This window comes from Marinobacter sp. C7, from assembly GCF_022343555.1.
GTDB lineage: Bacteria > Pseudomonadota > Gammaproteobacteria > Pseudomonadales > Oleiphilaceae > Marinobacter.
This window is the reverse complement of sequence record NZ_JAKQZH010000002.1, coordinates 169,452-189,042: the sequence shown is the minus strand read 5'-3', so window position 1 is coordinate 189,042 and position 19,591 is coordinate 169,452. Positions and strand designations below refer to the sequence as shown.

17 protein-coding genes are annotated in these 19,591 nt (G+C 56.0%); 10 read left to right on the top strand and 7 right to left on the bottom strand.

The genetic code is table 11. The annotated features are described in order from the left end of the window. Positions 1 to 73: 73 nt before the first annotated feature. The 3 genes from MD273_RS10815 to MD273_RS10805 all read left to right on the top strand — a co-directional run bounded on the left by MD273_RS10815 (position 74) and on the right by MD273_RS10805 (position 5,727). Complete coding sequence (locus MD273_RS10815; protein WP_239037807.1) at positions 74 to 4,237, top strand: hypothetical protein; 4,164 nt, start codon at positions 74 to 76, stop codon at positions 4,235 to 4,237. Positions 4,238 to 4,789: 552 nt separating this feature from the next. Then, entirely contained in the window at positions 4,790 to 5,116 is a 327-nt protein-coding gene (locus MD273_RS10810) for a DUF2834 domain-containing protein (RefSeq protein ID WP_239037806.1), read from the top strand. Positions 5,117 to 5,184: 68 nt separating this feature from the next. Beyond that, a complete protein-coding gene (locus MD273_RS10805) occupies positions 5,185 to 5,727 on the top strand; it encodes a DinB family protein (RefSeq protein WP_239037805.1) in 543 nt (180 codons plus the stop codon). Here the strand turns inward: MD273_RS10805 and MD273_RS10800 are convergent. After that, positions 5,718 to 6,905: a GGDEF domain-containing protein gene (locus MD273_RS10800; protein WP_239037804.1), complete on the bottom strand. Its 1,188-nt coding sequence runs from the start codon at positions 6,903 to 6,905 to the stop codon at positions 5,718 to 5,720. The genes MD273_RS10805 and MD273_RS10800 overlap by 10 nt on opposite strands. A gap of 203 nt (positions 6,906 to 7,108) precedes the next feature. On the opposite strand from MD273_RS10800, the gene MD273_RS10795 reads away from it, so the two are divergent. The 4 genes from MD273_RS10795 to MD273_RS10780 all read left to right on the top strand — a co-directional run bounded on the left by MD273_RS10795 (position 7,109) and on the right by MD273_RS10780 (position 10,372). After that, the gene (locus tag MD273_RS10795; protein WP_239037803.1) at positions 7,109 to 7,435 is read left to right on the top strand and encodes a DUF2834 domain-containing protein; all 327 of its coding nucleotides are present in this window, start codon (positions 7,109 to 7,111) and stop codon (positions 7,433 to 7,435) included. Between the two features lie 71 nt (positions 7,436 to 7,506). After that, a complete protein-coding gene (locus MD273_RS10790) occupies positions 7,507 to 8,031 on the top strand; it encodes a hypothetical protein (protein WP_239037802.1) in 525 nt (174 codons plus the stop codon). A 65-nt stretch (positions 8,032 to 8,096) separates the two neighbouring features. Continuing rightward, complete coding sequence (locus MD273_RS10785; protein WP_239037801.1) at positions 8,097 to 8,498, top strand: GFA family protein; 402 nt, start codon at positions 8,097 to 8,099, stop codon at positions 8,496 to 8,498. 320 nt (positions 8,499 to 8,818) lie between these two features. Then, entirely contained in the window at positions 8,819 to 10,372 is a 1,554-nt protein-coding gene (locus tag MD273_RS10780) for a phytoene desaturase family protein (RefSeq protein ID WP_239037800.1), read from the top strand. Between the two features lie 76 nt (positions 10,373 to 10,448). On the opposite strand, the gene MD273_RS10775 is transcribed toward MD273_RS10780, so the two are convergent. Continuing rightward, positions 10,449 to 11,123 carry a hypothetical protein gene (locus MD273_RS10775; protein WP_239037799.1) on the bottom strand — a complete coding sequence of 225 codons (675 nt, stop codon included), beginning with the start codon at positions 11,121 to 11,123 and terminating at the stop codon, positions 10,449 to 10,451. Between the two features lie 139 nt (positions 11,124 to 11,262). On the opposite strand from MD273_RS10775, the gene MD273_RS10770 reads away from it, so the two are divergent. Then, complete coding sequence (locus tag MD273_RS10770; protein WP_239037798.1) at positions 11,263 to 12,438, top strand: ADP-ribosylglycohydrolase family protein; 1,176 nt, start codon at positions 11,263 to 11,265, stop codon at positions 12,436 to 12,438. Between the two features lie 120 nt (positions 12,439 to 12,558). Beyond that, positions 12,559 to 13,851 (top strand): MFS transporter, encoded by a 1,293-nt coding sequence (locus MD273_RS10765; protein ID WP_239037797.1) that lies wholly within the window; start codon positions 12,559 to 12,561, stop codon positions 13,849 to 13,851. A gap of 64 nt (positions 13,852 to 13,915) precedes the next feature. On the opposite strand, the gene MD273_RS10760 is transcribed toward MD273_RS10765, so the two are convergent. After that, positions 13,916 to 14,287: a VOC family protein gene (locus MD273_RS10760; protein ID WP_239037796.1), complete on the bottom strand. Its 372-nt coding sequence runs from the start codon at positions 14,285 to 14,287 to the stop codon at positions 13,916 to 13,918. A 175-nt stretch (positions 14,288 to 14,462) separates the two neighbouring features. Between MD273_RS10760 and MD273_RS10755 the strand changes: the two genes are divergently transcribed. Next, positions 14,463 to 16,658: an OsmC domain/YcaO domain-containing protein gene (locus MD273_RS10755; protein WP_239037795.1), complete on the top strand. Its 2,196-nt coding sequence runs from the start codon at positions 14,463 to 14,465 to the stop codon at positions 16,656 to 16,658. 19 nt (positions 16,659 to 16,677) lie between these two features. Here MD273_RS10755 and MD273_RS10750 read toward each other — a convergent pair whose 3' ends face one another. From MD273_RS10750 to MD273_RS10735, 4 genes are all read right to left on the bottom strand, one after another. Further along, positions 16,678 to 17,031: a DUF1428 domain-containing protein gene (locus tag MD273_RS10750; RefSeq protein WP_239037794.1), complete on the bottom strand. Its 354-nt coding sequence runs from the start codon at positions 17,029 to 17,031 to the stop codon at positions 16,678 to 16,680. Positions 17,032 to 17,046: 15 nt separating this feature from the next. Further along, positions 17,047 to 17,406, bottom strand: a complete 360-nt coding sequence (locus MD273_RS10745; protein ID WP_239037793.1) for a YciI family protein — start codon at positions 17,404 to 17,406, stop codon at positions 17,047 to 17,049. Between the two features lie 18 nt (positions 17,407 to 17,424). Continuing rightward, on the bottom strand, positions 17,425 to 18,240 hold the full coding sequence (locus MD273_RS10740) for a YciI family protein (RefSeq protein ID WP_239037792.1): 816 nt from the start codon (positions 18,238 to 18,240) through the stop codon (positions 17,425 to 17,427). A 76-nt stretch (positions 18,241 to 18,316) separates the two neighbouring features. Then, positions 18,317 to 19,549, bottom strand: a complete 1,233-nt coding sequence (locus MD273_RS10735; RefSeq protein ID WP_239037791.1) for an RNA polymerase sigma factor — start codon at positions 19,547 to 19,549, stop codon at positions 18,317 to 18,319. Positions 19,550 to 19,591 lie beyond the last annotated feature (42 nt).

The window sequence follows — 19,591 nt, the reverse complement described above, 5'->3', positions numbered from 1 at the left end:
TTCACTGAGTTATGGCGGTTGTAAGTTGTTCATCGTTCGTTCGCATTAAATTGTGTTACGGTGCTGGCTCAATATGGAAATGTTTTTGTTGTACATTAAAGGACTGATTATGCCCATACGATTATCTCTGAAGTTTTTCGTACTGTTCGCCGTATTCTTGACCCTCCTTGGCTGTCGCGATTATTCATCAGGCGGCCCAGATACGCCTCCCGGAACCAGCCACGCTTACTTTCTGAAGAATGTTGGCGGCGATGTAACGATTACCAACCTCTCCAGTACTGCAATTTATGGCGAAACAACTGTAAGTGACGGTTCTGGTAGCCTGGGTGCGAGTCAATGGAAAGTCGACCTCAGTGCACTGTCGTCCGAGGAGCTGGTTGTCGTGAGGGTAGGTGGTGGCACCGATATTAGCGGCCAGTCACTGTCGGTTTCTGAAAACGCAAAAGTCTTCGCTGTAGCCTCTGCCGAAGCGGTCCGCAACGGCATCCATGTCAGCCCCTTGACCGATCTGGTATGGCGCATCTCGAAACGGTATGTGCAACGATCCGAACGGACGGACTCGCTCCGGTATCTGGACAACCTTGCCGGCCTGTTCCTATCTGAGGACCTCAATGATGACGGTTCGGTAAACTACCGGGATGTGCTCGACTTCAATCCAAATGATCCGCAGCACAACGATAGCCTGGCGTTAGATTTCTCAATCCTCTGTTGCGACTCGCAAACCTACGTGACTCAAGTGCTCTCGGGCACGCCCGCTGATGAGGTTGACACTGAAATCAAAAACCTCGTTGGTGGCAGTGTTTCTCTGGCGCAGGATGAATCAATCTCCCAATATGCCGGCATCACGGTGGTCGGTTTCGGCGCCGGCTACGTGCTGGATGAAAATGGCGAACGGGTTTACGACCCGTCGCGAATTAAAAGCCGCTTTCACGTAGCCAAGAGTCGCTCGAACAGTTATTACCTGACCGCCTACCCGGACTCGGACAGTCAGATACTGGGATGGGATGGCTGCGACAGCGTTAGTGTCGATGGCACTCGCTGTGAACTGAGCAGTTTTAAGCGTGACCGTGTCGTGGAAATTAACTTCGGTTACACCGAAGTCTCGATTGCAGCGAATTTTGTTGGCCTAGGCGAGGGGCTTACCGGCGAGGTCACAGCTGACCGAATTACAGTAGATCTGCCTTCCGATCCGACCTTGAAAAGCCGCTTGATGAACCTTTCCGCGGGCGACAAGGCCTCACTCATTGTCAATGGAAAAGCGCTCCTCGTCAGTATTCTGGACGTAATCAATTACCCTGACTCAGTGGAGTTCGGCTATGCGCAAGCCAAGCTCACGGATGTGATCGAAAAAGGGACGGGAACTTTCAGCAAGGTGTTTTCGGCGGATGACATCGAGTCGATAGAGTATCCCAGCTCTCTGGTCTCCCAAGCCTCTCAGTCACTCAGGATCAAACCTTATAAGTTATTGGTTCAGCCCAGCAATGATTCCTCTGTGATCAGACTGGCGGTCGAGCCTGCTGAGGCGGATAGTAAATCGCTCAACCCTTTCAACAATGTCTGGGAGGTTAATGAGAGGCTGGTCGAACTCTCGGGCAGCATTGATGTGACCTTTGAGCTGGATGTGAGTGCGTCCTTCGAGTTTTACGAAGGACTACAGTTCTTCAAGGTTTCTCCGTCAATCAGTAATGAAGCGAACATTGCGCTCAAAGTCGAGGGATCGGTCAAGACGCCAAAGGATGCGAACGGCAATGACGTTATAAGGGAATTACTTGGCCGGATATATTTTTCGCGAACCGCCTTTTTAATTGGTTTTGTGCCTGTGTACTTGAACCCCTACGTCGATGTTTATATAGGGGGCAATGGCGAAGTCACGGGGCAGATGGGACTGGAATCTACCATGAGCTCCTCGGTATTTGCCGGCGTTTACTATTCCAAAGGTGCCGGCTGGGAATACTCGAGCGGTTCCGGCAGTGATTGGAGCCCTGCAAAGCCATTCCTTGAAGGTGAGGCACGGTTTCGAATGTATGCCGCGGCGGAGCCCACTGTACAGATCTACGATCTGATGGGGCCGGCGATTAATTTCGAGGCTTATTCGGAAATACGTGCCTCATACGACATTGAATCGGAGTGTAATGAATCGCTTGTCTATGGCATCTATGCAGGACTGGGCAGTGTCTTGGAGTGGAAAGCTACGGGCGGCGAGAAGTTTTTTGAGGTAGTTGGAATCTCACCAGCGGATTTGCGGGTCAATATTGGTTTAAAAGAAGCCAAGATCTTTGAAGACAAGCTCAATACCTGCGGTCCGGCGCCCGCATCCATGTTGGTAAACGGGACTGGCATATCGGAGATCATCGAAGAAGGCGACAGTTCAACTATTGCCCGCACAGTGTCCATCGAAAATGTTGGTGGGCAGTCACTAACTTGGCGAGCAGACTATCAGAACGACAGCTACCTGACGGTCTACCCCGACGGTGGTGAGATTCCGCCGGGGGAAACCCAAACGCTATCAATGAGCTTCAACAATCAGGGATCCAGTGAAATCCGAACTTATAAGAATCTTGTCCAGATTTCACAAGTGGGAAGCGCTTATGATTCGGCGACGCCCTTTCGACGGATCGACGTGGATGTGGTGCCCAAAAAGATCTCACCTCCGGAGATAGTGGAGGCATTTCGCGATTCTGAAGATCCTACAGTCGCTGAAATCGAGTGGTCAGTTGAGCCTGCCGATGAACCATATATTGCGCGATTTGATGCTTATCTCACCCATGACCCGGTGCTGGCACAACAGAAAGAGAATAATCATGAAAATCCTGCTTGGGAGAAATTTGCGGAGTTCGGGCGCACTCAGCGAAAGGTAACGGTATCTGGTTTGCCCGATGAGCGGGTTTTCCTCTCGATTCAAGCCATAGGCACCAAAGGCCAAACTGTTCAGGCTAAGACCTATGAGCTCAAGGAAAAGGCTGATCATGGATTGGTTGCCCGGACCTCATCTGGTGCAATGTTTTTGACCCATGATGGCAGTTGGAATGCAACAGCAACTGAGAATGCAGCCTTCGGAAACATTGATTGGAAGGGCCATTACGTGGGTGATACTCCCACGAAAATTCTAAGCTGGAGTGGACCTTCCTCCAGATATTTTGGGGAGGCGGGATTCTCCAGCGAGATCTATCAGGGCGGCAAGTTGTTTTCTGTTGCCCCGGGGAATGTGCATGGCGCTGCGATAGTGGCCGACGGAGTTGGTGATGAATGGTTGGTGGCGGTAGTAAATGATTCAGTCACCGATACACTTTACGTTCGCCCAAATACCCCCTCAACTTCGTCTGCATTGTACGACTCTGTTACCTATCCTGATGGATGGCGTGAAATTGCAAGCCAGCCTATAAATGGAGAAATCAGCGGGGGTTGGTTCTTTGATGGGGCAGGCAAAATAGCGAAGTCGGTTCGGTGGGTAAAAACAACGATCACAAGTTGGGGTAATGATTTTGAGGTGTATATCAGCGATGTTAATAGACTGTCTCTGGACCTAGGGGCTGCCACGCCAGGGGTTTTAGGGGCAGCATTTAGTGCTGATACCTCTGCAAGTTCAATGGAATCAGCTCTGTTGGCCGTTGACTTCAATAAGACTGGAGAGGTGGAACTGAGGCTCTCCGCTGACAAATGGTTGGAAGTAAATGGACAGTCGGTGATTCCCAATTCCGAGCTAAACATTATTTGCTATAGCAGTTCTTATACAAATTGTGAGGGATCTCCGAAATTTGCCCATATGACAAGGTTTGGAGAGTTTGGTATTGAGGCTGGTGACTATGCCCAAGATGGTGGGAATAGAATCGCAACCATTCACTACCTTGATCTACGTTCGGGTCTTTTTGCTTATGGGGTGTCCCACCAGCAATCCCGAAACATAGAAGGGAATTATAGGGTTCGCCATGGGAACGAGGTTGTTGCGGCCACTAACAAAACGGAGGTGATTGGGTGGGCAGCGTCAACTTGTATGAGTAGTCGAGGGTTTCTGGAACGAGTTGATGCTTTCGACTTCCACTGCAGTTCAGCGGCCTTTGGAATGGAGCCCCCTAATGGATCATGGGCAACGGGACCAAGTGGCGAGATTCTTCTCTCCCAGAAATCCATCTCTTCGAGTGGAGGTCAAACGCTCAATTATATTAACAATGGAGGCAATCTCGCTGAGCTCTTGGGTGTTCTAGCTGATCAGGGCGCTTTCACAGTTGGGGTAAAATAAGTTCCTCAAGAGCACTTCGAAAGCCATCTTTCCCTGACGCTATAAGAGAGATTGCCGCGCCTGGTGACACCAGGCGCTTTTTTGTAATTACATCGTCAGCACATCCCTGACCTGCCCCCAATGGTTCAACTGGCAGGCCCCCGATACCCGAGACACCTGAAAGCTTTTCCGTTGCGGCTGCGCCTCCACTACAAAGCTGCGTGTGTTGGCGACGTTAAAAGTCTTGCTTCAGTGCTTTTAGGTTGGGTGTTTGACCGGCGCTTCGGCGGTTGCCGGCAGCCAGAACGCCGCCCGTGGTGTTGATCAGTAATTCAGTGTTCCGTTCGCGGGGCCATCCGACGCTTCCAGCGGGCAATTTCCGCCCATTCAGTGTTCTGGGCCCTGGCGCCCTGGGTTGTACTAGTACAGTATCGGGGGTTGGTATTCGGCTTGGGTGCCAGAATGCATGGCCGGGTAACCGGCATTAAATCTGTCGCACCAGGACGCGGCCGCCCTTGTCAGGGCGCCCCTGTGCTGAGTGTTATATTTCTTAAACCTCAATCAAGGAAGATCATGAGAATATCGACATTACCCCTAATCGTTCTCTGCCTATTCCTGGGCTTCACCTTTTGGGTTATGGCAGGCGCAGAACAGTCGCTTCTGGCTTTCGGTGCCCAGCTAATGTCCAGCCCAGACACCGCTCAGGTCGTCATTGATCTCTACATTGTGGCCGCGTTGACTTGTGTTTGGATGTACGAGGACGCCAAAAGCTGTGTTAAAGGTTTGGGCTATCTCATCCCATTCTTCGTCGTAACAGCGGTGTTTGTATCTGCTGGGCCGCTGCTATATTGGGTGCTGTGTGGTGGGCGAGGACCTGAAGCCGAAGTCAGCAAAATATAACAAGTCATGGAAGGCGGACGTGTGAGACGCGCCGCTGTGCTCGGCTTTATACATGAGATGGAACTTCGATGAGCCTGAAATATCACTTTGAATTGCTAGCCACTTACAATCAGTGGATGAACTCGAAGGTTTATGAGGCTGCGGGACAGCTTTCTGCGACAGATCTGGCGAAAGACCGCGGGGCCTTTTTTGGCTCCATCCTGGGAACTCTGAACCACATCCTCGTTGGAGATACGATCTGGCTCAAACGTTTTGCTACCCACCCGTCCTGTTTGAACTCGTTGCGAGAGGTCACTGATCTTCAAAATCCGACAAGTCTGGATCAGGTACTCTTTGACGATATCGGGAGCTTATCAAAGCAGCAAATCTGGCTAGATCGGCAGGTTGTCAACTGGATAACCCAGCTGTCTGAGGACGATCTGGATTTCACCCTCAGCTACCGCAACACCAAAGGGATTCTCGCCAATAAGCGATATTCGAGCCTGATGCTTCATTTCTTTAATCATCAGACTCATCACCGAGGGCAGGTTTCAACCTTGTTATCTCAGGCGGGTGTGGATATCGGGGTTACTGACCTATTGGCTCAGATCCCGGAGGCGATTCACGTATAACCGGCCGCTGTTGCCAGATCGACAACTCGGTTACGCCCCTCTTTTTTGGCAGCGTAAAGTGCATTATCAGCACGGTGCAGCACCGCACTCCAGTCACTGTCACCAGCACAGTAATGAGCCACCCCGAAACTGGCTGAAAGAGTCAGACTGATATCACCATCAATGGTAATCTGAGTGGCTGCCGTTATTGCTCTGAGTTGCTCCGCAACCTGTAACCCCTGCTCGGTATTGTTGTCAGGCAACAGTAAGACAAACTCTTCGCCACCAAAACGCGCCACCACATCATGCTGTCGTATTCTGTCTTTGAGAATAGCCGCAAAGCGCCTCAACACTTCATCACCTATATGATGGCCGTGCTCATCATTCACTCTTTTAAAGTGATCCAGGTCGCACATGATAATGGCGAAAGAGGTACCCGAACGCTGCGCGCGGCTGAACTCAATATCACAGCATTCGTCGAATGCCCGCCTGTTGTAGATCCCCGTTAAGGGGTCAACCCGGGCCATCTCTGAGAGTTCATCCTGCAGCTCATCGGAAGCCATCCATATAGTGGAAAACGATGATAAAATAACCAAAAATTCCCCGGCGATAACCGCCAACGCACTAAGCAACCCTGCTTTCATGAAATCATCAGGCGGTATTTCAAAAAACGACCAAAGCAAACGGAAAATAAAGAAGGCGCCCACCAGCAAAAACATGCCGATAAGCATTTTGGCGACCATACGGTTGTGGATTTCACGATGTTGCAGCAACCCGCTGGCACCAATAAAGCAGGCGACTGCAAAGGCGATAGAGAAAGCCTGTATACGCAGGTTTACATCTGGAATATGAAAGGTATAGAAATACAGTACAGCTGCAAGCAACACCACCAGTGTCGGGCTCAGCCAACGCTCAAAACGCAGAGAGATACCGAGAAAACTAAACAGTCCTCTGTAGATCAGCACCACACCCATAATGATCACGGTGTTGGAAAGCACTATGGACGCAAAATCGTGAATAAAATGACGCAGGCCGAGCAGCACACAGCCACCACCAATCAGAAAATATCCAACACCGATGGTTTTTATACCGGAGAACTTGGGATGCGCTCTGGAATAAGCAAACATACCAAAACCGAACACCAGGCTGAAAAGCATCAATGTCAGGCTGAGGGTGCGAAAATCAAGCTGAATAGACATGGGCTTTCCTGTAAACCTACGGCAGCAGCGCCCCAAAAAGGATACTTTAGCCTGTAACCCAGTTCCATGCAGCCTGTGAAAAGGGGGCGTTGCCGAGGCACGGAACTCCCCTTAGAGTCGCAATCTGAAGATTCTGAGCTTTTGCATCAGGTCAAAATCTTCACAAGGACGTTATATTTCTCAAACCTCAATCAAGGAAGATCATGAGAGTATCGATATTTCCCCTAGTCATCCTCTGCCTGTTCATGGGCTTCACCTTCTGGGTAATGGCGGGCGCTGAGCAGTCGCTTCTGGCCTTTGGTGTCCAGCTTATGTCCAGCCCCGATACCGCACAGGTTGTCATAGATCTCTACATTCTCGCCTCGCTGGCCTGTGTTTGGATGTACAGGGACGCCAAGAGCCGCAGCAAAGGGTTGGGCTATCTGATCCCGTTTTTCGCTCTGACAGCGGTGTTTGTATCTGCAGGTCCGCTGCTTTATTTGGTGTTGCGTGCCGGGCCAGAGCCTCAAGCCAAAGCCGGCAAAATATAACCAACCGCCGCAGTAGGCGGTGGACTTCCGCTCCAGATCGGCAGCATAGACCAGGCGTCAGAAATCCAGAGATGAAAATCTATCAACCAGCAAAACATGTTTTCCCGAAACTGATCTCGATGTTCCCGTTCGGCCTGGGCCTGTTGGGATTTCTGTTACCAGGGATGAAGAGTAATAATTATTTTTTATCAGCTATTGGTGTTGTATTAGTAATATTGGGGGCAGTTACGTTCTTCGCCAGATCAGAAAGATTTATAGATACAGAGGCCGGAATGGTGATAAAGCGCAAGCGGTGGCTGTTCTTCCAGTCCAGGGAGGAAATTCCGTTGCGGTTTTTCAAGTATATTTGCGTCATTGAGAATTCAGAATACAAATCGGGACTGGCCGGCGGCGGTGGCGGCGATTCTACGCGGCACTTTTACGATGTGAACCTGGTGGGAAAGAACAGTTCAAGTGACCATGCCGAAGGCTTTGAAATCAATATGTTTTTAGGGCAATACCCACGGACAAAGGCAGGTAGATCGGAAGCAATGGAGTTCGGAAGTATGGTGGCCTCTCAGGTTGGCCTGCCACTGCGCGCCGATAAGAATTTCTAAACGGGCGCGTCATTTTGTTGCCCACTGGGGCGTGTATTTCATTATGGGTTGTGGAAAGGATTCTGATGGCTACTCATTTCGGTTCGTGCCTGTGCGGCACCGTGAGATTTGAAGTACAAGGCGATTTCGACAGCTTTTACCTGTGTCACTGCCGGCATTGCCAAAAAGATACGGGTTCTGCTCACGCGGCAAATCTATTTTCGCAGTCGGCTGAATTGACCTGGCAATCGGGTGAAGATGCCGTGACTTCCTTTACGCTTCCGGGTACTCGTCATAGCAAGAGCTTTTGTCAGTTGTGTGGTTCCGCATTGCCAAGCACTCAGATCGCAGGTTTGCTCGTCGTTCCTGCCGGGTGTTTGGATACTGACATCACGATGTTGCCAACGGCGCACATCTTTTCATCCAGCAAAGCTGCTTGGGATGGGGAGTTGGGAGAGGTGCCAAAATTCGAGGGACTGCCAGATTGAGCAACCATCAAAATGTTGAATCACAAGTTGCTCAAATCGGTTCTGCACTTCCTTCTGGTTCAGTTTCGCGATAGCGATTTTAGTTGCCTTGGACGTTTCTTACCTCAGCTATGTGCCTTTTTATCCAGGGACTAAAATGTATAGCAGGGCGCTGAAATCCAATTGCCCAAGAGCGAGCCAGGAGAACCCTGGCGCTGACCTCGTTATGCACCGGATGCCAAAGCCTCTGCTTTCCGCCAGGAGTGGTTGGTCGGCCTGAAATCAGATTTGCTGCGGCTCTTATCCACAGTCACACGAATGGCATACGGAGAGGCCGTCAAATGAGAGCAAATCAGTCAACCAGCGGATTCGATGTCATTGTCATCGGGTCCGGCATGGGCGGAATGACGACGGCCGCGGCGCTTTCCCGGTTGGATCATAAAGTCCTGCTGCTTGAGCAAGCGCAGGCGATTGGTGGTCTGACTCACTCCTTCACTCGCGATGGTTTCTCCTGGGATGTTGGCCTGCACTATTGCGGTACATTCGGCCATGACCAAACTGCGGGCCGCATTCTGGACTGGCTCAGTGGCGGCACCATCGAGTTTCGCTCGGTCGGTACCGTCTATGACACGCTGCATTTCCCGGATCGTTTCGAGATACCCGTCGGGCGCCCGGCTGCAGCTTTCAAGATGGAGCTTAAGGACCGTTTCCCCGATCATGTTGGTGAAATAGATGCCTACTTCGAGGCGTTGCTATCGGCAGAGGAAGCCGGACACATGGTGGCTGCCGAGCGAGCGATGCCGGAGCCATTCCGTTCTGCCCACCACTGGTGGAATAACAGGAAGATCCAGCGCTGGTGCAGTCGCACGACCGGTGAGGTCATCGAGGAGCTCATCAGCAATCCGAAGCTCGCTGCCGTATTGTCGGCTCAGTGGGGCGATTATGGTGGAAAACCGGCAGAAGCCAGTTTCGCGGTTCACGCAACCATCATGGGCCACTATCTCGAAGGGGCCGCCTACCCGGTAGGCGGGGCCGCCTCTATCGCCAAGGGGCTCGTTTCGGTAATCGAAGCTGCCGGAGGCACCGTTCGGGCGGGGACACCGGTCAGCAAGATTCTGCTCGAAGACGGCCATGCTGTGGGCATACGAACCAAATCCGGTGAAGAAATCAACGCGCCCAGAATAGTCTCGGCGGTTGGAGCACGTGAGACTGTGAAACGGCTTCTGCCGGAAGAAATTCCCCCACAGGACTGGGCTCGCGAGATCGCCACGTTCAAGCCGTCAGTCTGTCACTTTGAAGTGTATCTCGGTTTTGAGGGAGACATCGCCAAACACGGCGCGACGCGAGCCAATCACTGGTTCCATGAAACGTGGGACCCCAATGTCGGAATCTGGTCCGCAGCTGCAGACGAATCGATCCCGATGTCGTTTGTGTCCTTCCCCTCACTGAAAGATCCCGCGCACGATCCCGGCCCTGCGAACCGACACACCGGTCAAATGTTGGTTCTGTCTGACTGGTCGGCCGTCGACGAATTTGCAAACGGCGGCGCTGCGGAACGGCCGGCGGAATGGCGTGCATTCAAGGAGAAGATCGAGGCCAGAATGCTGGCATTCTTCGCCGATAAATTCCCGGCGCTGGCGCCTTTGATTGTGTTTCACGAACTGGGCACGCCACTTGCCACCATATCATTCACGGGCCACGATAAAGGTGGGTTTTACGGTGTCGAAACCACCCCCCGCCGCATGTTGTCCGACGCGCTCAACGCTCGCACCCCTATTCCCGGTCTGTTTCTGGCAGGCCAGGACGTTCTGATCCCGGGAATCGCTGGAGCTCTTTCGGGTGGCATGCTTGGAGCGGCCGCGATTGATCCGCGGGTCTTCCAGAAACTGAGATAGGGCATATTGATTCCACCTGATTTGACTGAAGGAGCGCCGGTTTTACTGGTCCAGATCTCCGGAGCCGAGGCCTTGGTCAGCCTCGCTCAACACCAAATCGCCATTCAAACCTGCTTCGCTTCCACATCATGGCGTTCAATGCGAAGTAGAGGGACATGTACAGGGCAAAGTGCCATTCGATGACGTTTTCCGCCTCATCGGCCCAGCTCACGCCGGTGGCTTTGATGACAACGTTGGCGAGGCCCAGGCACCAATAGAGCAGCATCAGGAGGAACTGCAGGTTCAGGTATCGACGGATTTTCGTGTCCAGTGTGCCGGCCTTTTGTTGAAGGCTTCGAATACTGAACATCTGGGCCAGGATCGTTAACGCGAAATAGAGCGTCGTGCCGTATCGGCGCAGGAACTGGTAGAGGTCTCCTTCTGTGCCGAGGAAGTCCACGTAGAGGATCAGGAATACAGCACCAATCGCCCCGGAAACAAAGGTCCAGGGATGGGGTTCCCGGGTGACTTGTCGTAACCAGACGCTTTGCAGGTACCAGAATAATACCAGCAGCGCCGCCACTGGCATCATCAGGCCACGAAACAGAAAGATCGCATTCCCTTCACGAGCCGCACGACTGATTGACGTGCACCCCTCAAGATACGGCACGCATTCGTTTGCCACACCTTCCCACAACCCGAACAAAAACGACCCGTGAGCTGCGACGACGGGTATCAAGCAAACACTCCAGGCAATGTGGCGGGGCTGCATGGGACGCTCCTGAATCCATAAGTTTAAGAAAGCGCTAGACCTGGCATCGTCTACCCTTTTATAGGGTAGTCCGGGGATGAGTTCATGCCGTAGGCTCTGCCTGACCGCTTTCAGCTGAAACCAATCCGGAGCCACGCCTATGAACCAGGAAGCGAAGCCCACAGACCGCTCACGTCTCATCAACGCCCTTGCCGGAGGCTGGGTTGCGGATGCCGCCAGCCTGGGCCTGCATTGGCTGTACGACAGCGATCGCATCGAGGAGGTTGGCGGGACAACGCCGGAGTTTCTGCCGCCGCGGGCCGACTATTTCCGGAAAGGGTTCGGGTATTTTGCCCATGAGGGCAAGCAGGTTGGCGATGTCAGCCACTACGGCGCCGCCACCGGGGTTCTGACAGAAAGCCTGCTGGCCGGTGACGGGAGGCTGGACATCCGGGATTACCAGCGGCGTTTCCGCGTCTTTTTTGGCCCGGGCGGGCAATGGCAGGGCTTCATCGACAATCCGACCCGGATCACGCTGGATAACCTGACGGCCATCGAGAAAAACGCCATTGAGCAAGCCTGGGCGACGACCACGGCTGAACTGACCGACAAGCAGAAGCGGGTACTGGTTCAGAAAGTGTTGCCCTATACCCGCCACCTCAGCGGCGAGCAACTGGCGGAGCCGGTTCGCAAGGCCATTGACCTTTCCTACAAGGAGAAGGCAATCCAGGACGCCGGTGTTCATCTGGCCGAAACCATCGACCGTCACCTGAAATCGGAGAGTGGTGCCGATGACCTGCAACTCCCGGCAGTGTCCAAGCTGTCACCACTGGTTGCCAGTCACTTGGGGCAGGGGGATCTGATGGCGCTTGTCGAGGCGGCTGTACGGGTGACCAATCACAACGATGAGGCTGTTGCCTGGGCCCGTTGTGCCGCGAGGCTCATGGACGGGGTATTCCGGGGCGACGCTCTGTCCGACTCCACGGCGGCGGCAGTTCCGGAGGCGCCGGATCCGGAAAGTCTGAAACGAGCCTGCTCGGGCTCTGCCCTCGATGGACCGGCGGCCGGGGAAAGGTTTGGGCGCACCTGCTATCTGCACGAAGCCATGCCGGTGATTTTCCACATCCTCAGCCATGCCGGCAGTTACACGGAGGCCGTTCGCGCCAATATCCTTTGCGGCGGTGACTCCTGCGGGCGGGCCTGGGTCATCGGCCCGGTCATGGCCGCACTTCACGGTGTCGGCGGTGAGCGCGGGATCCCCCTGAGCTGGCTGGCCCGGCTTACCGATGCGCCCGGGATTCTTGCCGATATTGAGGCGCTGGTGAACCAGGGTTAATCTGGCTGATGGCATGGTTGCCGTCTACGCTGACAATCATCCGGGATCTCATGATAGGGTTTGAATCGCCAGCTACCCATCCATAGATCCATTTACGTGGCTGGAATGAGCGGAGGCGGCATGAAGTTTCCTTCGAGCACGACGTTTGCACTTCTCGGTGCGGCGCTGATTGCGATCAGCTACGGGCTTGCGCGCTTTGCCTTCGGGCTGTTCGTGCCCCCTATCCGGGCCGAGCTGGAATTATCGCCCTACGTGATCGGTATCATTGGTGCGCTGCCGCTCATCAGTTTCCTGCTGGCGACCATGGTCGCTCCTCTGGCGGCCGACCGTCTGGGGGCCCGTAACACGGCCGTGCTGTCCGGTGGTTTCGGTACGGTGGGGCTGGCCGTCATCAGTCAGGCTTCGGGGGCTGTTTCGCTGGGTATCGGTGTGATTGCCTGCGGTATCTGTACCGGTTTGATGATGCCGGCGTTGTCCGCTGCCATGCAGGCGCTGGTGAAACGTTCGCTGCACGGGCGTGTCAGCGCGGTCATGAACGCAGGGACCAGCATCGGCGTTATTGTCGCTGTGCCGACGGTCCTGTTTCTGGTCGGGGCGTGGCGTTACGCCTATTTCTCCTTTGCGGTCCTCGCTGCCATCGGGGTGGTTGCGGCCTGGTTTTTCCTGCCTTCGGTGTCGCGGGTCACTCCGGCAAGTGTGGCAACGTTGCCACCCATCAGCGCCCAGCAATGGTGGCGCCTGCTCCGGCTCTCCCTGTTCGCCTTCATGATGGGCTTTGTTTCTGCCGCGTACTGGATCTTCGCGCCCGATCTGGTGGTCACCCTGGGCGCCCTGGAATCCGATGCCACCGGCTGGCTCTGGCTGGCGGTCGGGGTTGCCGGTCTCGGGGGGGCGGTGGTAGCCGACCTGGCCGATCGCAACAACCCGCCCATCACCCAAGCCCTGATGCTGATGATGCTCTCCGTGAGCCTGGCCTTGCTTGCCGCCAGTCCGGACCGGCTGGCAATCGCGGGATTCTCCGCGCTGGTCTTCGGTCTCGCCTATATGAGTCTGACGGGGCTGTATCTGATGACCGGCATTCGTCTGCTGCCGGGCCGTCTGTCGATGGGGCCCGTGCTGCCTTTCATGGCGGTCTCGCTGGGTCAGGCCACTGGCTCGCCCCTGCTCGGTATGCTGGTGAACGAATTCGGGTATGCCGATGCGTTCGCCATGTTTTCGTCAATCGGGATTCTCGTGGCTTTGCTGTCGCCGTTTTACCCGCGCTATCTGGACTATGAACCGGATGAAGAAGTGGAGGAAGAGACCGGCCTGCAGGCGGCCTACGACAACCAGCTGAATCTCGACGCCCTTGAGCCGGATGAGCCGGAGACGACCGAACCTGACCAGAAGGAACCGGAGAAACTTGAGTCTTGAAGATCGGCACGCGATGCAGGCGGCCTCCCTCGGCCAGGCCTGCACTGCGTGTTGAGCGGGCGGCTTACCCGAAGTAGAAAAACGCCAGCTTGTTGCCGTCCGGGTCTTTCACGTAAGCGCCGTAGAACTGCCCCGGAATTCTCTGGCCCGGCTCGCCGTCACAGGTGGCGCCCAGTTCGATGGCCTTCTTGTAGTGGGCATCCACGGCTTCTTTGGAGCCGGGGTGGATGGCCAGCATATTGCCGTTGCCCGGGTGGTTGGGCTCTTCATTGAACGGGGTGCACACCGCCAGTGTGGGTTCACGCATGCTCTTGCCGATGAAGGCGATGCGGCCCATATCCACCAGCACCTTCGCGCCCAGATCACCCAGCAGGTCGCTGTAGAAGGCCTTGGCCCGTTCCATGTCACTGACACCGATGGTGACGTAGCCGATCATAGTGTTTTCTCCTCGTTGGTTGATGCCGCACCGTATTTTCGAAGGGTGCGATGAAAAGATGGGTCGGCTCCGGTCCGTCGCAGTATTACGGAGAGACGGGGCCTTGCAAAAACTGGATAATAACGGATTTCAGCCTGACGGCTCGCCGAAATTCTCCAAGCCTGGTGCTCCCGCTATGGAAATCAAAGTCAATTTTCTCGAAAACCTCCGCCTTGAAGCCAAGTTTGACGACTTTTCCGTCGTCACCGATCAGCCCATCCGCTACAAAGGCGATGGCTCGGCGCCGAGTCCTTTCGACTACTTCCTGGCGTCCTCGGCCCTGTGTGCGGCCTATTTCGTGCGGGTGTACTGCCTGGCGCGCAACATTCCCACCGATAATATCCGGCTGTCCCAGAACAACATCGTTGATCCGGAGAACCGTTACAACCAGATCTTCAAGATCCAGGTGGAGCTGCCCGAGGATCTGTCGGAGAAAGATCGCCAGGGTATCCTGCGTTCGATTGACCGCTGTACGGTGAAAAAGGTGGTGCAGACCGGCCCCGATTTCGAGATCGAGACGGTGGAAAACCTGGACGAAGACGCCCAGGCGCTGCTGATGGTGGAGCCGGACAGCGAGCACCACACCTTCATCGAAGGCAAGGACGCGCCGCTGGAACAGACCATTGCCCGGATGACCGGCATCCTGCGCGAGCTGGGCATGAAGATCGAGATTGCCTCCTGGCGCAACATCGTGCCCCACGTGTGGTCCCTGCACATCCGCGACGCGGCCTCGCCCATGTGCTTTACCAACGGCAAGGGCGCCACCAAGGAGAGCGCCCTGTGTTCGGCGCTGGGTGAGTTCATCGAGCGGCTGAACTGCAACTTCTTCTACAACGACCAGTTCTTCGGCGAGGAGATCGCCAACGCCGAATTCGTGCACTACCCGGACGAGAAATGGTTCCAGCCGGGCCCGGACGACGAGCTGCCTGAGGGTATCCTCGACGACCATTGCCTGGCCATCTACAACCCGGAGGGTGAGCTGGGCGGCTCCAACCTCATCGACACCAACTCCGGCCGGGTCGATCGGGGTATCTGCGCGCTGCCGTACGTACGCCAGTCTGACGGTGAAGTGGTGTACTTCCCCTCGAACCTGGTGGAGAACCTGTTCCTCAGCAACGGCATGAGCGCCGGTAACACCCTGGCCGAGGCCAAGGTGCAGTGCCTGTCGGAGATTTTCGAGCGGGCGGTGAAGAAGCAGATCATCGAGGAAGAGATTGCCCTGCCGGATGTCCCCAAGGAGGTGCTGGCGCGTTATCCGGAGATTGTGGAGGGCATCGAGGCCCTGGAAGCCCAGGGCTTCCCGGTGCTGGTGAAGGATGCCTCCCTCGGTGGCCGGTTCCCGGTCATGTGCGTGACCCTGATGAACCCGAAGACCGGCGGTGTGTTCGCCTCCTTCGGGGCGCACCCGAGCTTCCACGTGGCGCTGGAGCGCAGTCTGACCGAACTGATGCAGGGCCGCAGCTTCGAAGGCCTGAACGACGTGCCGCCACCCACGTTCAACAGCAAGGCGGTGTCCGAGCCCAACAACTACGTGGAGCACTTCATCGATTCCACCGGTGTGGTGTCCTGGCGCTTCTTCAGCGCGAAGTCCGATTACCCGTTCAGTGACTGGAATTTCTCCGGCACCAACGAAGAAGAGGCCGATCTGCTGTTCGGCATCCTCGCGGACCTGGGCAAGGAAGTGTACGTGGCCGTGCACGAGGATCTCGGTGCGCCCACCTGCCGCATCCTGGTGCCGGGCTATTCCGAGGTGTACCCGGTGGAGGATCTGATCTGGGACAACACCAACATGGCCCTGGACTACCGCGAGGACATCCTCAACCTGCACGCCCTGAGCGACGAGCAGCTGGCGGACCTGGCGGAGCGGCTGGAAGCCAGCCAGCTCGACAACTACATGACCATCATCACCCTGATCGGCGTGGAGTTTGACGAGAACACCGTCTGGGGACAGCTGACCATCCTCGAGCTGAAACTGTTGATCTGCCTGGCCCTGGGCTGGCACGAGGAAGCGCTGGAGTTCGTCGAGATGTTCCTGCAGTTCAACGACAACACCGTCGAGCGGGGCCTGTTCTACCAGGCCATGCAGGCAGTCCTGGAGGTGACCCTCGACGACGAGCTGGAGCTGGACGATTACATTGTCAATTTCCGCCGCATGTTCGGTGATGACACCATGGACGCGGTGGTCGGCTCGGTGGAGGGCACCGTGCGCTTCCACGGCCTGACCCCGACCAACATGCAGCTGGAAGGCCTGGACAAGCACCTGCGGCTGGTCGAGAGCTACAAGAAGCTGCACGCGGCCCGGGCCCGTGCAGCGGGTGTGGCCGGAAGCTGAGGCGGCGTCCCAGCCCCGGCTATACGTCCACCACGACTTCAAAGCCCCCGTAGATCAGCCGCTTGCCATCGAACGGCATGGGATTTACATCCGGCTGTAAGCGGGGGTCTTCCATGATTCTGGGCATGGCCTTATCCCGTACCTCCCGGGAAGGCCATACCAGCCATGAGAACACCACCGTCTCGTCTGGCCGGCATTGTACGGCCATGGGAAAGGAGGTGACGTCCCCCTCGGGCACATCGTCTCCCCAGCATTCCACCATCTTCACAACGCCGTGTTCCTTGAAGACGGCGGCGGCATCACTGGCGTGCCGGATGTATTCTGCCTTGTTGGCGGTGGGTACGGCGGCAACAAATCCATCGATATAACTCATCGCGAGTCTCCTTGGTCAGTCTTTGGGCGGCAGCTCTCGGGCGGGTCGAACTTCGATACTGCCGAAGCGTGCGGGTGGAATACGGCTTGCCACTCGAATCGCCTCATTCAGATCCCTGGCTTCGAGCAGGTAGAACCCCGCGAGTTGTTCCTTGGTTTCGGCAAAGGGACCATCTGTTATCAAAACCTCCTTGTCCCGGACCCGCACGGTGGTTGCGGTGCCCACCGGTTGCAAGGGCTGTCCGGTCACGAAATGACCTTGGGCCGACAGTCGCTCGACGCCGGCCACGCATTCCTGATTGAGGTCGTGCCATTCCTGTTCCGTCATCGCCTCGATGATGCTTTCCTGGTAGTAAACCAGGGCAACATATTTCATGGCTTGCTCCTTTTGTTTTTACATGCACTGCTCAAGGCCGCAGCTGACCATCCACTGAAGCCCGAAACGGTCCCGGGCCATGCCGAAGCGGTGAGCCCAGAAGGTCTGCTCGAATGGCATGAGCACGGAACCTCCGTCCGAGAGTGATCGGAAGACCCGTTCAGCCTGATCCTCGCGGTCGTATTCCAGGTGAACCTGAGTGCCCACTGGCGCCTGATACTCCGGACAATCAGCGCCCATAAGCCTGCGCCCTCTGAGATTCAGGGAGGCATGGACGATCTGATCGTGCATGTCTGCGGGCACGTCTTCCGAGGCAGGGGTCTCGCCATAGGTAATCATGGCCTCCAGGTGGCCGCCCGTGACTTCGGAATAGAACTTCATGGCCTCGCGGCAGGTTCCGGGAAATGCCACATGCACGTTCATTTCCACTGGCAGGTGGCCCAGGGCCTCGTGTTTCTCCAGTCCGGGGCCGGCTCTGAAGTCATCGAGCGTAAAATATCGACGCAGCTCCAGAGTGACGTTGCCGTTGGCATCCTCCTTCGGCCACTGTCGGGCCCAGTCGATAGCCTCTTCCAGGGACTCGACTTCAAGCACGCTATACCCAGCCAGCAGTTCTCCGGTCATGCGGAAAGGACCGGAGCTTACGGTCGGTTCGCCGTCGTGAAATTCAATCCGGCAGCCTTCGCGGCTCGGACGCACGCCGTTGCCACAGACAAACACCCCGGCTCGGGTCATTCGCTCATTGTAGTCAGCCATGGCCTGGAGCAGGCTGTCTGAGGGGAGTACTCCGCTTTCCGTGTCTGAATCTGCCTTGCGCATCAACATGTATTTCATGGTGTGGTCCTCCGTTGGTGGTTCTATGACTGAGTCGGCTCGTACCAACGGAAATCGACAGCATCGGAAAATTTTTTCAGATGGTGGGTCCGAGTTTTGCCAACCGGCGTTGCAGGAATCGTTGCTCGGGGCCCTGACTGGTCAGTTCTATGGCGCGTTTGTAGGCCATTGCTGCAGCTTTCGGCTCATCGGCCCGGCGATGGAGGTCGGCCTTCGCGGCGTGAAACAGATGATAGTTGAGAATGGCTTTCTCGTTGATTAGGGCATCAAGGAGCTGAAGCCCATCTGCCGGTGTGTCACGCATGGCAACGGCGACTGCCCGATTCAGTGCGATTATCGGAGAAGGTTGTTGGCGGTAAAGCGCGTCGTAAAGCCGGACAATCCGCGCCCAGTCAGTGGCGTCTGCCCGAAGCGCTTGGGCGTGCACGGCAGCGATGGAGGCCTGCAGGGTATAAGGGCCGGTAGGGGTGTTGGCAAGGGCGAGTTCCAGGTATTGCAGCCCCTGACGGATGTCGTGCTGATCCCAACAGGTGCGGTCCTGATCTTCGAGGGTCACCAGTTCTCCCTGCGCGTCCTGGCGAGCGTGGCGCCGCGAATGGTGCAGCCGCATCAGTGCGATAAGTCCGAACACCTCCCCTTGCGGCAGCAGGCCCCCGAGCTCCTCGGCAAGTCGAATTGCCTCAGTGGCGAGACTGGCGTCGACTACAGAGTCTCCGTCGCTTCGGGAGTAGCCTTCGTTGAACACCAGGTACACGACACGCAGCACTGCCGGCAAACGCTGCGGAAGTTCTTTTGCTCCCGGAATCTCGTAGGGGATCCGGGCTGCCCGGATCTTTTTCTTGGCGCGCACGATGCGCTGGGCCAGGGTGACCGGTTTTTGCAGGAGGGCGTTGGCTACCTGCTCGGTGGACAGCCCACACATCTCCCGAAGGGTCAGGGCTACCCGCGCATCCATGGAAAGGGCGGGATGGCAGCAGGTGAACAGCAGGCGGAGCTGGTCGTCTGCGATGGTTTGTTCATCGGGCTCCGGGGTAACGCCCTCCTCGTAAGCAAGAAGCTGGGAATGCTGCCGGGCGGTCTGCTTGCGCCGGATCTGGTCTATACCTCTGCGTTGGCCGGCACGAATCAGCCAGGCGGTCGGGTTGTCGGGAACACCGTCCTCTGGCCATTGGCGGAGAGCGGCGGCGAACGCCTCCTGCATGGCCTCTTCGGCCAGGACGAAATCGCCGAGCAGGCGGATCAGAGTGGCGAGCACTCGTCGGGACTGTTGCTGGTAGAGTTGCCCAAGCGCGAGAGGGTCGTTTGCCATTGGTTTCTGTCCGAGTTTGTCACACCAGTGCAATCACTTTAG